The 14,616-nt window shown below is 39.8% G+C and carries 14 protein-coding genes; 1 reads left to right on the top strand and 13 read right to left on the bottom strand.

Features of this window, described 5'->3' with window-relative positions; all coding sequences use genetic code 11:
• Positions 1–24: 24 nt before the first annotated feature.
• The 11 genes from J0A69_RS13570 to J0A69_RS13620 all read right to left on the bottom strand — a co-directional run bounded on the left by J0A69_RS13570 (position 25) and on the right by J0A69_RS13620 (position 12,903).
• Positions 25–597 carry a DUF3347 domain-containing protein gene (locus J0A69_RS13570; RefSeq protein ID WP_206587147.1) on the bottom strand — a complete coding sequence of 191 codons (573 nt, stop codon included), beginning with the start codon at positions 595–597 and terminating at the stop codon, positions 25–27.
• Positions 598–618: 21 nt separating this feature from the next.
• Positions 619–1,314, bottom strand: coding sequence for a PepSY domain-containing protein (locus J0A69_RS13575; protein WP_206587148.1), 696 nt, complete (start codon positions 1,312–1,314; stop codon positions 619–621).
• Positions 1,315–1,338: 24 nt separating this feature from the next.
• Complete coding sequence (locus J0A69_RS13580; protein WP_206587149.1) at positions 1,339–3,102, bottom strand: efflux RND transporter periplasmic adaptor subunit; 1,764 nt, start codon at positions 3,100–3,102, stop codon at positions 1,339–1,341.
• The gene (locus J0A69_RS13585; protein ID WP_206587150.1) at positions 3,099–4,337 is read right to left on the bottom strand and encodes a TolC family protein; all 1,239 of its coding nucleotides are present in this window, start codon (positions 4,335–4,337) and stop codon (positions 3,099–3,101) included. The genes J0A69_RS13580 and J0A69_RS13585 overlap by 4 nt, the downstream gene beginning before the upstream one ends.
• Positions 4,337–8,158, bottom strand: coding sequence for an efflux RND transporter permease subunit (locus tag J0A69_RS13590; protein ID WP_206587151.1), 3,822 nt, complete (start codon positions 8,156–8,158; stop codon positions 4,337–4,339). Before J0A69_RS13590 ends, J0A69_RS13585 begins: the two co-directional genes overlap by 1 nt.
• Before the next feature lie 103 nt (positions 8,159–8,261).
• Entirely contained in the window at positions 8,262–8,678 is a 417-nt protein-coding gene (locus J0A69_RS13595; protein WP_206587152.1) for an HYC_CC_PP family protein, read from the bottom strand.
• A gap of 33 nt (positions 8,679–8,711) precedes the next feature.
• Positions 8,712–9,146, bottom strand: a complete 435-nt coding sequence (locus J0A69_RS13600; protein ID WP_206587153.1) for a CHY zinc finger protein — start codon at positions 9,144–9,146, stop codon at positions 8,712–8,714.
• 26 nt (positions 9,147–9,172) lie between these two features.
• On the bottom strand, positions 9,173–9,382 hold the full coding sequence (locus J0A69_RS13605) for a heavy-metal-associated domain-containing protein (RefSeq protein ID WP_206587154.1): 210 nt from the start codon (positions 9,380–9,382) through the stop codon (positions 9,173–9,175).
• A gap of 163 nt (positions 9,383–9,545) precedes the next feature.
• On the bottom strand, positions 9,546–11,783 hold the full coding sequence (locus J0A69_RS13610; protein ID WP_206587155.1) for a heavy metal translocating P-type ATPase: 2,238 nt from the start codon (positions 11,781–11,783) through the stop codon (positions 9,546–9,548).
• A gap of 90 nt (positions 11,784–11,873) precedes the next feature.
• A complete protein-coding gene (locus J0A69_RS13615; RefSeq protein WP_206587156.1) occupies positions 11,874–12,434 on the bottom strand; it encodes a helix-turn-helix domain-containing protein in 561 nt (186 codons plus the stop codon).
• A gap of 109 nt (positions 12,435–12,543) precedes the next feature.
• Positions 12,544–12,903, bottom strand: a complete 360-nt coding sequence (locus tag J0A69_RS13620) for a DoxX family protein (RefSeq protein WP_206587157.1) — start codon at positions 12,901–12,903, stop codon at positions 12,544–12,546.
• A 208-nt stretch (positions 12,904–13,111) separates the two neighbouring features.
• On the opposite strand from J0A69_RS13620, the gene J0A69_RS13625 reads away from it, so the two are divergent.
• The gene (locus tag J0A69_RS13625; protein ID WP_206587158.1) at positions 13,112–13,492 is read left to right on the top strand and encodes a winged helix-turn-helix transcriptional regulator; all 381 of its coding nucleotides are present in this window, start codon (positions 13,112–13,114) and stop codon (positions 13,490–13,492) included.
• Between the two features lie 5 nt (positions 13,493–13,497).
• Here J0A69_RS13625 and madM read toward each other — a convergent pair whose 3' ends face one another.
• Both madM and madL read right to left on the bottom strand, forming a co-directional pair.
• The gene (madM, locus tag J0A69_RS13630; protein ID WP_206587159.1) at positions 13,498–14,256 is read right to left on the bottom strand and encodes a malonate transporter subunit MadM; all 759 of its coding nucleotides are present in this window, start codon (positions 14,254–14,256) and stop codon (positions 13,498–13,500) included.
• A 2-nt stretch (positions 14,257–14,258) separates the two neighbouring features.
• On the bottom strand, positions 14,259–14,615 hold the full coding sequence (madL, locus tag J0A69_RS13635; RefSeq protein WP_206587160.1) for a malonate transporter subunit MadL: 357 nt from the start codon (positions 14,613–14,615) through the stop codon (positions 14,259–14,261).
• Position 14,616 lies beyond the last annotated feature (1 nt).

Here is a 14,616-nt window from a genome sequence, read left to right on the forward strand (position 1 = left end):
GCGTTAAGGTAATCGGGTACTATTTTAAATTTCTTCTTCTACAGATCCGCATTTCAGCATTTTATCGCCAAAATAAGGGTTTCTGATTTCATTGGAAGCGCTAAGCCAAAAGGCTCCTTCATTATTTTTTGCCATTGGGCAGTATTGCTTATACAATTTGCCTTCTGTCAATACTGATGCTTTGGCCAACTCTGCCATTTGATTTGAAAGGACATCAAATGACGTTCTTTGAACTTCAGTATCAGTTGTTTCAGATATGTTCTTCACTTCAGCCTCCATCGCTTCCTTTCCTTCTAAATTGGACTTTTCAAGAGCTAAAAGGAGTTCTGAGGCTTCGTTTTTTGCTTTCTCTCCATCTGTTTCCACCAAAGCATCTTTCAGATCCAAATAAGAGTTGATGACGTGAGAAACTTCCATGTTTTCAAATGAAACAGCTGCAGTCGATTCTGAATCGGTTCCATGATCCATAGTGCTATGATCCATTTGCTCTTGATGATCCATGTGTTCTTCATTTTCTGCAGCTTGGTCGTTTTTCTTGCAGGCAAATGCAATACTGATTGTAAGAGCAATCAACAGGGTGTTTGTTAGATTTTTCATGTTTAACTGATTAATTGTTATTTATTTAGAATGTTTTCTTTTCTTTTTCATGGTCATAAAGAAGAGTGTAAAGCCAGAAGTGATGGTAGCCAATCCGAAAAGCGAAAATGCCCTCAATAGAAGATTGTTGAAATCATCTCTGCCAGCGTAATCCATGGTGTGAAACATCCATAGAAAATCGAACCATCTCCAGCTTCTATGTCTTACTCTTTCAAAATTTCCACTTTTGGCATCGATGTAAGCGACTAGGTTTTCTGGGTGATCGTAGTGAACAGCCCAAGCGGGTAGGGGTCTACCTCGAAATTCATGGTGCGAACCTGTTTCGGTAAGATATTCCATGGACTTGATCCCGAGATTTCCTTTGATGTAGATCTGGGCAATTTCCTTGGCTTCTTCTTCCGAGATTTCAGGTTTTAGTTCTCCAGTCTGAGCATTATAAAGCAATTTTGAATTTACCCAGTAGTAAGGCTGGTGGTTTACAAACCTTAACTCAAGGCTGGAAATTTCTAGGGTTGAATCCAGTTTTCCCGGCTCAATAAGTTCTCCTGCCGTCTCATGCATCATGTGTTCCGGATGAAAATGGTCTCCATGAATTTCATCAATATCTGTCCAACTAAAATACAAGCCGCTAAGTGTCCAAAAGAAGAATTGAATTCCTATGAAAACGCCTAGAAAGCGGTGGATTCTTCTGGTATAGTATTGATTGTTTTTTCGCATTGGTGCTGGGTATTTGGTTGGGGATTATTTTAAAGTTTTTGTGACTTCTCCACAGGTCAGCATGGATTTTCCGAAATAAGGGTTGACAATATTCTGGTCTAAGCTCAACCAATCTGCTCCTTGGTTGCTATCAGCCATTGGACAATGCTGTACATACAAAGTTCCAGAATAAGCGTGAAATTGTTCTGTCATTTTCACCATTTCATCAGAAAGATTTTGAAAGCTTTTTCGAAGGTCCTCTATGGATTTTGAATCTTGGGCTACCTGTAATGCTTTTTTCAAATTCCCATCAAAGCTCATCCAGCTGTTATGTGATTCTCCTGTAAAGAGCGCCATGTTGACTTTGTTTAAAGACTCCCTCATTGACTTAGCAGCTTCTTTGGAAGCATTTAATTCATCCTTTGTTAAAGCATCTTTTAGGGCCAAATAACTGTCATAAACCGGCTTCAATGCTTTTTTCGCATCTTCACTGATAGTAAAAGATGGTGCAGGAGCTGACTCCATACTTCCTTGCATTTCGCCATGGTTATGACCTGTCATCGCAGCTCCTCCATCTGGACTCATCATGCTAGGTTTCCCCGCTAATTGAGCAGCAGCATCGATGCTGAAGGTACCGTTGATTGCAATTTCTTCTCCACCATTCAAACCACTTTCTATCACATAGCTTTCTCCAAGAGATGGTCCTAAAGTGACTTCTCGAAGGTTGAAACTGATTCCCCTAGCTGAACTGGATTTCACATAGACTACCGATCTTTTTCCTGTCCAAAGAACTGCTGATTTTGGAACCGTAATCGTGGTACTACCTCCTTTTGTGTCGCTTTTGATGGAACCCGAAACAAACATTTCCGGCTTCAATGCCAAATCAGAATTTGGTACTTCCACTCTCGCTTTTGCTACTCTTGTAGCTGGATCGATTAAGGGGTCTATGTAGGATATTTTACCTGTGAATGTCTTTCCAGGAATAGATTGGACGGTGTATTCCACTTCATCTCCTTTTTTGATCCATCCCAAATCGGATTCATATACATCAAAAAGAACCCAAACTTTTGACAGATCTGAAACTGTGTAGAGAGGCTGTCCAAGTGATACATAGTCTCCTGCATTAGCCAATTTCTCAGTTATATAACCTGAAGTATTAGCTCTGATAGGGAAATTGTTCAGGATGTTTCCTGATGCAATTATTTGATCAATTTGGTTGTCTGACAATTTCCAATTTCTCAACTTCTCTTTTGCAGCCTGAAATAATTGTGGTTGGGACTCTTTAATTTTTGCTGCTTGCAATAATTCCTGCTGTGCAGTGACTAATTCAGGGGAATAGACAGTGGCTATCACTTGTCCTTTTGAGATGTATTCTCCAGTAAAATTCACAGTCAATTGCTCTATTCTTCCAGGAATATGAGTGGTCTGAGTAAAGATTCTGCGTTCGTCAGACTGTACTTTGCCGGTTAATTTTAATGATTTTGCTGCTCCAGCCTGTCCAACGATTGCGGTTTGCACATTTGCCAACTGCATTGCAGTCGGAGACATGCTGATAGCCAAAGGATCCAGATTTTCCTCCTCACTTTCTACTGGGATCAAATCCATACCACAAATGGGGCAAGATCCCGGTTCATTCTGACGGATTTGCGGGTGCATGGAACATGTCCAAACTCCGTTTACTTCTGTGAGATCATGTTGATGTTCATCTTGAGAAGAATTATCAGTTCTGAAGATGAGGTATCCTGCAAGAATTCCGATGAATAACATGCCGATAGCGATGACCAAAATGTTTAATTGTAGCTTTTTCATTGGTCTAATGTTTTTGCAGTGATATAATCTATTTCCGCAATGTTTATTTTCAGTGCTGTTTCAGCAGACACTTTCAATTTTTGATATTTTAATAACTGCTGTTGCATCTGAAGTACATCTTCAAATGATTTTCCAGAATTGGAATAGGCAGTGTAAAGCAACTCGAGTGACTGGTTGGTTTGCTTGATTTGCTCTTCGTATAAGTGAATCAGGTCATTTTGTTTGGAGACCTGAAAGTCCAATTGATCGTAGGTGCTTATTAATTCATTTTCAAATTCTTCTCTTTGAAACTGATAAGCTTCCTGCATTAATTGAGCTTCTTTTTTTGCTGCTTGGTATTTCCCAGAAAAGATGGGTAAGCTCATGGAAACCATTGGCATCAAGGCATTTTTGCCATTGTCGGCAACCATCATGTCCTCTCTTTTTCCTATGATCACATAATCCAATCCGACACCGATTTTGGGTTTTCCCTGACTTGCTGCAGTCATTTCATTCGCTTGACTTGCCTTGATTTTGAAGTCAAATTCCTGAAGAGTAGGATTGTTCTCCAATAGAGAATCTCTTCGATAATCCTCCAGGGCTGAGATATCAACTAATTCATCAACGATCTCGACAGGCTCATTTTCCTCTCTGTTTAGAAGATTGTTAAACCTCGTAATCAAAGGTTTTCGCTGATTTTCTAAAATGCCCAAATTGGTTTCTGCGTCTTTCAGCATAATATCCACTCTCAGTACATCCACCATAGCACCTTTTCCATTAGAGAATTGGCTTGTGGCCAAAGTTTTATAGTTATTGAGAATTTCAATGTTTTGCTTTTCAATCTCTATGAACTTGTTCAGTTCATAAAGAGGATAATAGGCAGATATAACCTTGAAATACAGCTTGTTTTTGGCATCGGTAAAAGCTTGGAATTTTGCTTCTGCCATGGCTTCTGAGCCTGTTCCATAATACTTCAAAGTACCAAACCAAGGAAACATCTGACTCAGGGATAGTCTTGCCCGCTGAGGTCCGACCCGGGTTTCCACAGGGGAAATAAAGTAACCGAATGAAATGGTTGGATCCGGTAAACTTCTGATTTGGGCAGCCTTCTCAAGAGCTGCTTCAAACTCCTTATAGCTGCCTTTCAATCCTGGATTGTTTTCTGCTGCTATTTTCAGATAGTCATCTAAACTCTGTCCAAATGATTGTAGACTCGTTAAGATTACTAGTAGAAATGTGATTAAATAGGTCTTCATTAGCTTTTCTTTTTGAGTCTATATTCCTCACGAATGCTGTAAAGCACCGGGACAATGAAATAAGTAATTGCCGCTACGATCATTCCTCCAAAGGCAGGAATTGCCATTGGAATCATGATATCCGAACCTCTACCAGTAGAAGTCAAGATTGGTAACAAGGCAATGATTGTGGTCGCAGAAGTCATTACAGCAGGTTTGATTCTTCGCTGTCCTGCCTCGACAACAGCCGTCCGAATACCTTTCAGGGTATTAGTTTTGTTTCGATCAAAGCTTTGATCCAGATATGTTGCCATCAAAACCCCGTCATCGGTGGCAATTCCGAATAATGCAATAAAACCTACCCAAACGGCCACGCTAAGATTGATTGTTTGCATTTGGAATAGCTCTCTGATATTGGTGTCGAATAAGCTGAAATTGGCGAACCATTCCTGACCATAGAACCAGAGCATCATGAAGCCACCACTGAATGCCATGGCAATTCCAGTGAATACCATCAAGGAAGTTGTAACTGATTTGAATTGGAAATAAAGGATCAAGAAGACTAGTCCTAATACAACAGGAACGATGATGGAGAGTCTTTTTTCTGCCCGAACCTGATTCTCATAACTTCCAGAAAACTTAAAACTTATCCCGGCTGGTACTTCGAGTTCTCCTGAGTCTATTCTTTCCTGAATCATTCTTTGAGCATCATTTACCACGGTCACTTCAGAGAAACCTTCTCGTTTATCAAATAGTACATAGCCTACCAAAAAGGTGTTCTCACTTTTGATGGCTTGAGGGCCTCTTTGGTATTCAAAATCCACTATCTGAACCAAAGGAATCTGTGCACCAGTAGGGGTGGAGATTAAGATCTTACCTAGTGATTCAGGATCATCTCTAAGCTCTCTTGGATAACGAACCCGAACTGGAAAGCGTTCTCGACCTTCCACAGTGTTCGTGATATTCATTCCGCCAATGGCAGTTTCTATCGTTTGCTGGACATCCTCAATATTTAAACCGTATCGATCGATTTCATCGCGTTTGATATTTAAAAGCAGGTAAGGTTTACCGACGATACGATCCGCAAATGCTGCTTCTGCTTTTACTGAAGGTACTTCTTTCAATATACCTTCTAGCTTTAAACCGAACTTTTCAATGGTCTGTAGATCAGGGCCATATACTTTGATTCCCATAGGGGCTCTCATCCCAGTTTGGAGCATCACCAATCGAGTCTCAATGGGTTGAAGTTTTGGGGCAGATGTTACTCCAGGAATCTTAGTGACTTTGACAATTTCCTTCCAGATATCATCTGGAGAGTTGATTTGGCTTCTCCAGTTTCGGAAATAAAGCCCGTCTTCATCAGGTATCAATTCTGATTTTTTTACCCCTTGTTGAATGGCCTCCTCATTAGTCAATGTATCTCCTGAAGAAAGGATAAATCGATCATCATTATCCGTTTGGAAACGAACCCGATAGCCATCTTCATCCAGTATGTATTCCGGCTTGTAATTGATGACATTTTCATACATGGAAATAGGAGCAGGGTCCAAAGCAGATTCCACTCTTCCGAGTTTACCCACTGTTAACTCCACTTCAGGAATATTTGTGAGCATCATGTCAAGTTGCGAAACTACATTTCCATTAAACTCAATTCCTGAATGAGGCATTGCAGTTGGCATCAACAAAAAGCTTCCTTCATCCAAAGAAGGCATAAATTCCTTTCCTATACCTGGGAAAGTATGCGTCAAAGAAGCCCAGACTTTGGTAGGACGAATATTCACGCCGATTAAATCAAAGCCTTTTGGGATAAATCCAAACACGCCATTGATCCCTAACCAAATGCTTGCTGCAAGAAGAATAAGGATTGCCGGAATGCTCAAGAATGTCTTTTTATGGTTTAAGCACCAGGTAAGGATATGTTTGTAATAGTATTCTAGAACTGCGAAAGCTCCTAAAATCAACCCTACAATTAGGGTAACGAAAAAGAAATTCGTAAATGTGCTTTCAGCAGGACCGAGTGGAAGCCAGTATTTGGCCAATAACCAAACGACGCCAATCACTACTAGGATAAGCTCGGCATTATTCAGGAGTTTTGATGTTCGCTCATCAAGTTTTACCTGGGATCTATTCAGATAATCCTTTCCTAAAGCCAAACCACCGAATAAAAGCAACATGATTCCAGCCCAGGAATAACCTAGAATCAAAGCGATGATGCCTAATGCGAGTAGGGCAAATGGGATGATCTTTTTTGTTTTCTCTCCTTTGACTTTGAATCCAAAGAACCAGTGGGCTAAAGTCGGTAAGATTAACAAAGAGACTATTAAAGCAGCTACCAAGGCAAAAGTCTTGGTAAAGGCCAATGGTCCAAATAGTTTTCCTTCCGCAGCCTCAAGTGTAAATACCGGTATAAAGGAAACAATGGTGGTAGAAACAGCGGTCAGAATAGCCGTGGCTACCTCCGAAGAACCTTTAAAGATGGTGTCTATTAATTTTTGATCCTCAGGCGCTTCATCGATATGCTTTAGAATATTTTCAGAGAGAATAATTCCCAAGTCTACCATGGTTCCGATTGCAATCGCGATACCAGAAAGTGCCACAATATTAGCATCTACTCCGAAATATCTCATGGCTATAAAAACCATAAGAACCGAAATCGGTAATAAGCTGGAAATCAATAAAGAAGCACGAAGATTATAAACCATCACTATCACTACCAAAATGGTAATCAATAACTCCAAGGTCAAGGCTTCTTCCAAAGTCCCGAGCGTCTCTGAAATTAAGGTAGATCGATCGTAAAATGGGACCAATGTCAATTGGCTTTCTGTTCCGTTTGCTAGGGTTTTCTTTGGTAAACCAGAGCTGATTTCAGAGATTTTAGCTTTGACATCTTTAATTACAGCTAAAGGATTGGCTCCGTATCGGGCTACAACTACACCACCTACTACCTCAGCACCGTCTTTGTCCAAAGCACCTCGACGGTTAGCAGGACCAAGGCCTACAACCGCGATATCTTTGATTCGGATCGGAACATTCTCCTGAACGGCTACAACCGCCATTTCTAGGTCCGCAATATTTTTGATGTATCCCAAACCTCGGACTAGGTACTCAGCTTGGTTGATTTCTATGGTTTTGGCTCCTACGTCACGATTGGATTTCTTCACCGCCTCCATGACTTTTGCCAATGGAATTTTATAAGCTTTTAATGCGTCAGGATTTACATCAATTTGATATTCCTGGACGAATCCACCAATTGATGCTACTTCAGAAACGCCTTCTACGGCATTTAAAGCATATTTGACATAGAAATCCTGAACAGATCGGATCTCATGTAGATCCCATCCACCGGTGGGATTTCCGTTGGAGTCACGTCCTTCCAAGGTATACCAGAAAACTTGTCCTAAAGCAGTAGCATCAGGACCAAGAGCAGGTTGAACTCCTTCTGGCAATAGGCCGGATGGCAAGGAATTGAGCTTTTCCAGTATTCTGGACCTAGACCAATAGAATTCTATATCCTCATTGAAGATGATATAGATGCTGGAAAATCCGAAAATAGAAGAACTACGGATTGACTTTACACCTGGAATTCCAAGTAAATAGGTAGTAAGAGGATAGGAAATTTGATCCTCAATATCCTGAGGAGATCTTCCAGCCCAAGGAGTGAAAACGATTTGTTGGTTTTCACCAATATCTGGTATCGCATCCACAGGAACTGGATCTGAAGGCAAAGAGCCAACTTTCCATCCAAAAGGAGCAGTAATAATTCCCCAACCAATCAATGCGATCAGCAGCAGAACTGTTACCAGTTTATTTTCAAGAAAATACTTGATTATTGAATTTAACATGTGATGAATCTGATAGATGACCAAAATGGTTAATCAGCATTGCCAAGATTAAATCCAGGCAAGACAGAACTTAGCAAAGGCTAAGTTTCAATTCATCAATGAATTAAATTAGGAAAGTCTGATACAGAACTTGATGGTCCTGTTCCAGAAAAGGAGGGGGATAATCTGAATAGGAAGAATCTATTGAATCTTCCAAAGAAGCGTTAAAAATAAAAGTATGGATCAATGCAACGGCAAAGACCAGATCAACATTCAACTTGGCTTTTGTGATGCTGAAATCTTCCTCTAAATGAAGAATTTCAAACTCATTGTCACAGCAACCCGAATCTTTCAAATGGGCTTTTCCATCATTTGAATCACAATCCGGGACTTTTTGCTCCATGCCACAATTGATGTGGGAGGCATTTAAAGACAATTCAGAAAGCATTTCCATCCCGCCACAGAAGTGGGTAGACTTTGCCATTCCTATACTCGAAAAGAGTAGAATGAGAGATAACGCTATGGAAATTATCTTTTTCAACGACGTAAATTTACGAATTAATTCACAAATGGGTTATTCAATTTTTTTACCCTCAGTATCAAAATATAAATGATAGTGTTTACTACAGCCTGGGTTAAAGGCAGCTTTGCAATTAGGGCAGGTATTATTACTGCTTTGATATTCTGTAATACTTAGCTCTGTTCCGCAAACTCCACATAGAATTGCTTTGGAATCGAATTCTGATTTTGGCCAAACTTTAGGTTCGTGATCAGCTTCTTCTTCATGGCAAGAAAAGCAAGGGTAGTACTTTTCGCAGCATTTGAATTTGATTGCAATCACATCCAATTCAGAATGCCAATGCTGACATCGAGTTTGCTGGTCTATGGGTTTCCCATAGATATTAATCCCTTTTATGGTGGATTTTACCACAGGCAAAGCAATGTTGGTTTGTGCGTACACAGCTTGGATAGATAGAAACAAAAACAGCGCTAAGAATAGATTTCTCATGGGGAATCTCAGAATTTGATGCCAATTTATTCAGGTTTGGCAATAAATCCTGCTTTGATGACAGTTTTAAACACTTCCTCCGGTGTAATATCTTCCGATTCCACAGTCAGAATTCTGTCTTCACTTTCCAAATCTACGCCCCAGGATTCGATTTTTGGATTCGCATTGAGTACTGGAGTAACTTTTGCAAGGCAATTGCTGCAATTGATGTTGGTTTTGAATTTTTGAGTTTTCATGATGGTTAAGTTTTAATTTTTTAAATATTAAACTTGAGTTTTTTCAATCCTTTTCTAGTGAAATTAAGTTTTGTCAGGCTGAGCGAAGTCGAAGCCAGGTCCTCGACTCCGCTCGGACTGACACTATTTTGACCTACATTCTATCTAATTTTAAGAAATGAATTTACAATTTCTTACCCTTAAGTCTTAAGCTATTTAGAACTACTGAAACAGAACTGAAAGCCATAGCTCCTCCAGCAATCATGGGATCGAGCAAGAATCCATTGAAAGGGTAGAGAAGGCCGGCAGCAATCGGAATTCCGATCAAATTGTAAATAAAGGCCCAAAAGAGGTTCTGACGAATTCCATTCACTGTCATTTTTGAAAGCTTTAATGCTTTGGGTATGGCTTCCAAATCAGATGAAATAATCGTCATTTTAGCTACATCCATCGCAATGTCAGAACCATGTCCCATCGCAATGCTGACATCAGCCTGAGCCAAAGCTTCGGAATCATTGATTCCATCACCTACCATGGCCACTTTTTTTCCTTGACTTTGGAGTTCTTTGATAAAGTCTGATTTATCTGAAGGCATTACTTCAGCTTTAAAGTCTGTTAAGCCGACCGCTTTAGCCACTGCAGCAGCAGTCTGATGATTATCTCCAGTTAGCATATACACTTCAATATCCTGTTGAATTAACTGGGAAATTGCAGACTTGGAACTTGGTTTTATTTCATCTGTAATTGCTAGTATAGCTAAGAGATCTTTTTCATTGGCAAAGAAAATGACAGTCTTTGCTTCTGATTTCCATGCTTTGGATAGTTTGTTGAACTCTTCTGAAATTGATATCTGATGGGAATCTAGTAGGCTTTCATTGCCAACATAGAATGTAACTCCTTCTTCATTTTTTGCTGAAGCCCCTTTACCTGTGATACTTTGGAAGTCATTTATTTTCCCAATCTCGACATTTTTCTCTTTGAGATTTTTGGAAACGGCCTCTGCTAATGGATGTTCTGACTTAGATTCAATCGTCAATAATATGGAGGAAAAATCCTCCTCAGCTTGGCTAGAAACCCATTTTGCATCAGAAACACTTGGTTTTCCTGCCGTGATAGTTCCAGTTTTATCCAAGACTATCGCATTGACATGATGAGCTAATTCCAGACTTTCGGCATCTTTGATCAGTATATTGTTTTCAGCTCCTTTCCCAACTCCGACCATAATCGCTGTTGGTGTTGCCAACCCTAGAGCACAGGGACATGCAATCACCAACACCGCGACAGAAGTAAGTAAGGCATGAGTAAATGCCTGATCACCACCTATAATCATCCAAGTTGCGAATGTAATGATGGCAATTCCAATCACTGTAGGAACGAAGATACTGGCGATTTTGTCTGCTAATTTCTGTACTGGGGCTTTACTTCCTTGAGCTTCCTGAACACGTTTGATTATTTGTGAGAGCAGTGTTTCGCTTCCGACTTTTTCAGCCTTAAAATGAAAGCTTCCTTTTTGATTGACCGTACCAGCAAATACCCGATCATTTTCCTTTTTTTCCACAGGAACAGGCTCACCACTGATCATACTTTCATCGACATAGGAATTGCCAGACAGGACTATTCCATCCACAGGGATTTTCTCACCTGGTCTGACCACAATCTCATAACCAACTGCAACTTCGGTGATTGGAATTTCTTGTTCTTTGCCGTCTATGATGGCTTTTAGGGATTTTGCTTGTAACCCCATCAGTTTTTTCAAAGCAGTGGTAGTCCCTGTTTTTGCTTTCTCTTCAAGGAGCTTTCCAAAGCTGATAAATGTGATAATCACTGTTGCAGCTTCGTAATAGACATGAGGAGTAATCCCTCGTTCCAACCAAAATTCCGGGAAAAGGGTATTCAAAAAACTGAAAAGGAATGCGATTCCTGTACTAAGGGCAACCAAAGTGTCCATATTCGCTTTTCCGTGTTTGGCTTGTTTATAAGCATTAACAAAGAAATGACGACCAAAAAAGAATAAAACTGGGATGGACAAAACCAAAGAGATCCATTTTCCGGGTTCCCAATGCATAAAAAACATTCCTAAAATGAAAATAGGAAGTGTCAATATGGCTGCTCCGATGGTCTGTTTTTTTACTTCTTGATAGTGCTCTTGTTGGGCTTTTTCTCCCGCCTCTTCCAAGTTCTCTTCACTCACAATAAGTCCATATCCAATCTCTGTCAAAGCTTTATTTAAGCCCTCAGCTTTTATCTGATCCTCGTCAAATTCTACTAAAACCGTATTGGAAGCAAAATTGACAGCGGCAGATTTTACACCTTCAGTGTAGGTTAAAATTGTCTCGACACTGTTTGCACAGGCTGCACATGTCATTCCGGTAACAGGGAATGTCTTTTTAATCAAATGTTCGGATGTGGCTGTTTGTGTCATGATAAATCATTATTGATTAACGATACAAACTTCGATAAAAATAGAAGGTGACTTGTTATGGAATTATGAGCTTCTTTTATAAGATTTTGCTCAGATCCTATCCAGACTTTCTCTCAATTTGGCGGAATCCTTTTTGAATTCTGAAGGTGTCATCCCTGTCTCCTTTTTAAATTGGGAAGAAAGGTAAGCCACGCTGGAATAATCCATTTTGAATGCTATTTCAGAAAGCGTCAGTTCGTCGTATACCAAAAGCTCTTTTACTTTCTCGATCTTTTGTCTGGTGATGAATTTCTCTATCGTAATTCCTTCAACAGATGAAAAAAGCCTACTTAAGTAACTGTATTCGTGATTCAATTGATCAGCCAAAAAAGTAGAATAATTGGTTTGCAGGGGTTTATCAGTGTAGTGAATTTGCTGGATGAGATGGGCTTTGATTTGAGAAATAAGTGAGGACTTTTCACTTTTTAAAAGTTCAAAACCTTGAGATAGCAAAGCTTTTGACAAAAGATCTTCTTTTGAGGAGTCAATGGGTTTGGTCAAACTAACTTTTCCCAAATCAACATTTGAGAATTCAATTGCTAAGTCTGTCAAAGTGCTTTTCACAGCTGAAATGCAGCGTGGGCAAACCATGTTCTTGATCGTTAATTCCATAGTTTCTAAATAACACTTAAATAAATGAAAATTGGATTTTAAAGTTCATATGGTTACAAAAAATAAAACCCAGAGTTTTGGCTCTGGGTCAAGTTGGTTTAGTTTTAATTTATGCTGATTGCTTACTTAGGTAAATCCTAGAAGTAATCAGCAAAGCGGCAGCTACTACCGGCATGATGATGGCAGAAAATGGATGTCCACTTACGAAGTGTGCTATGAATGCAGATATGAAAGTGATTCCAAATCCTGCGTAGGCCCATTCTTTTAGGAATTTTGGAGTGAAAGGAAGAAGTAAGACCAAAACTCCTAGGATTTTTGCAAGTCCTAATTCTACTCTGAAATAGTCAGGAAATCCCATAGATGTGAAGCCAGCAGATACGCTAGGATCATTGAAATAGGCAAAGGCACTGAATAGCATCATCAGTGAAATCAATCCTGTGGCAGTCCAATAAATGATTTTGTTTTTCATCTGTATGTAATTTTGTTTTCAAAGGCCAGATGGAATCTCGCATGGATGACAATCATGCCAGTGTATGGCCCTTGCTTCACGCTCGATTTCATGGTTTAGTTTGTTTTTTCTTCAAATGTAGGGTGAGTCACTATACATTTGTAAGTACTATACTGAAGTATAGCACTATACTATTGTATAGTTTTGCCTAATTCACCAGATTTGTACCATGAAAAATGAAGAGCGATTAGATAAAGGAGAATGCAAACTGAGGATTTTGCCCGTGCAGGATGCTTTAGAGATTTTGAATGGAAAGTGGAAACTTCCTATCATCATTGCTTTATTACATGGAGTGAAGCGGTTTTCAGAAATTTCAAGAGAGGTAACCGGGATTACAGATCGGATGCTTTCGAAGGAATTAAGGGATCTGGAGATGAATCATCTGGTCAAAAGAACAGTATATGATACTTTTCCTGTAACCGTGGAATATACCATGACCGAATATGGTGAAACGCTCAAAGATGTGATTGGGGCGTTATATGACTGGGGTAGCAATCATCGAAAGAAAATCTTCAATTTTGAAAAGGAAGAAGAAAAGGTCAATTCCTGATCGGATTAACTGAAAAAGGTAAGAATGTAATAGAATAGGGAAGGGCAGAGCAAACATCCTAAACCTGTGTAAAAAGTTGCTGTGACTGCTCCATAGGGCACTAATTTTGGATCTGTAGCTGCTAAACCTGCAGCGACTCCACTGGAAGTCCCCATGATTCCACCATAAGCCATAGCTGATCCGGGGCTTTCTAATCCAATTTTTTTAGCTAAAACCGGAGTGAAAATGGTTACGGCGATGGTTTTTACCACTCCAGCTGCAATGCTCAAAGCTATTACCTCTGAACTTGCGCCAAGTGCTGCTCCTGTTACCGGGCCAACTATATAAGTACATGCACCCGCTCCAATTGTGGACAAACTCACTGCATCTCTATAGCCCCATACCCAGGCAATGGCGACTCCGGATACGAAAAAGATCAAGATTCCAAATACCAAAGAAACTAAGCCTAGCACTCCTGATTTTTTTACCAAAAGGAAACTTGCTCCCATAGCAGTAGCAACTATCGCAAAGTCACGGAACATAGATCCTCCTAAAATTCCGACTCCTTTGAAAATTTCAATATCTGAAATGCCTTTGGATCCATCTGTAAATACACCTCCTAAGTACCCAAGAACCAGACCTAGAAAAATGGCAATTGCAGATCCCGGTATCCTAGATTTTAGGAATTTCTTTGAAAACTGATCTGATAAAAAAGCCAAGACTCCAACTACAAGGAAGCCTACTATTAAGGCATTTTTGTCGATTACTTTAAGCAGTTCTTCCATGCTTACTGCTTGAATGTTTTCATTAGGAAAGGGAAAACAGCAAAACCCAAAATAACGGGTAGGATTCCTACTAAAATTGCCAGGTTTCCACTGGAAATCGCAGATTTTACATTCAGGCTTGCTGCCATAGCGATCACCACTGGTATGTACATTTTATTCCAAAAATCGATTCCAAGAATCATCTCTGGTTTCCACCAGCCTTTTCTTTCAAAGACCTCTTTTAAAAGCATCAAAATAATCATAGCAAAACCTACACCTCCTACATTGGAATTAATGCCTAGAAGTTTTCCAAGGAGTTCGCCTAACCATTGGCCGATAATGAATGAAAAAGAAAGAATTGCAAGTCCGTAGATGATCATA

Origin of the sequence: Algoriphagus pacificus (genome assembly GCF_017254845.1) — a bacterium.
Classification (GTDB): domain Bacteria; phylum Bacteroidota; class Bacteroidia; order Cytophagales; family Cyclobacteriaceae; genus Algoriphagus; species Algoriphagus pacificus.

What these genes read in the sequence shown, in the direction of transcription:
- J0A69_RS13570 (WP_206587147.1), bottom strand. Translation starts at nt 597, where the DNA reads ATGAAAAATCTAACAAACACCCTGTTGATTGCTCTTACAATCAGTATT.
- J0A69_RS13575 (WP_206587148.1), bottom strand. Translation starts at nt 1,314, where the DNA reads ATGCGAAAAAACAATCAATACTATACCAGAAGAATCCACCGCTTTCTA.
- J0A69_RS13580 (WP_206587149.1), bottom strand. Translation starts at nt 3,102, where the DNA reads ATGAAAAAGCTACAATTAAACATTTTGGTCATCGCTATCGGCATGTTA.
- J0A69_RS13585 (WP_206587150.1), bottom strand. Translation starts at nt 4,337, where the DNA reads ATGAAGACCTATTTAATCACATTTCTACTAGTAATCTTAACGAGTCTA.
- J0A69_RS13590 (WP_206587151.1), bottom strand. Translation starts at nt 8,158, where the DNA reads ATGTTAAATTCAATAATCAAGTATTTTCTTGAAAATAAACTGGTAACA.
- J0A69_RS13600 (WP_206587153.1), bottom strand. Translation starts at nt 9,146, where the DNA reads ATGAGAAATCTATTCTTAGCGCTGTTTTTGTTTCTATCTATCCAAGCT.
- J0A69_RS13605 (WP_206587154.1), bottom strand. Translation starts at nt 9,382, where the DNA reads ATGAAAACTCAAAAATTCAAAACCAACATCAATTGCAGCAATTGCCTT.
- J0A69_RS13610 (WP_206587155.1), bottom strand. Translation starts at nt 11,783, where the DNA reads ATGACACAAACAGCCACATCCGAACATTTGATTAAAAAGACATTCCCT.
- J0A69_RS13615 (WP_206587156.1), bottom strand. Translation starts at nt 12,434, where the DNA reads ATGGAATTAACGATCAAGAACATGGTTTGCCCACGCTGCATTTCAGCT.
- J0A69_RS13620 (WP_206587157.1), bottom strand. Translation starts at nt 12,903, where the DNA reads ATGAAAAACAAAATCATTTATTGGACTGCCACAGGATTGATTTCACTG.
- J0A69_RS13625 (WP_206587158.1), top strand. Translation starts at nt 13,112, where the DNA reads ATGAAAAATGAAGAGCGATTAGATAAAGGAGAATGCAAACTGAGGATT.
- madM (WP_206587159.1), bottom strand. Translation starts at nt 14,256, where the DNA reads ATGGAAGAACTGCTTAAAGTAATCGACAAAAATGCCTTAATAGTAGGC.
- madL (WP_206587160.1), bottom strand. Translation starts at nt 14,615, where the DNA reads ATGATCATCTACGGACTTGCAATTCTTTCTTTTTCATTCATTATCGGC.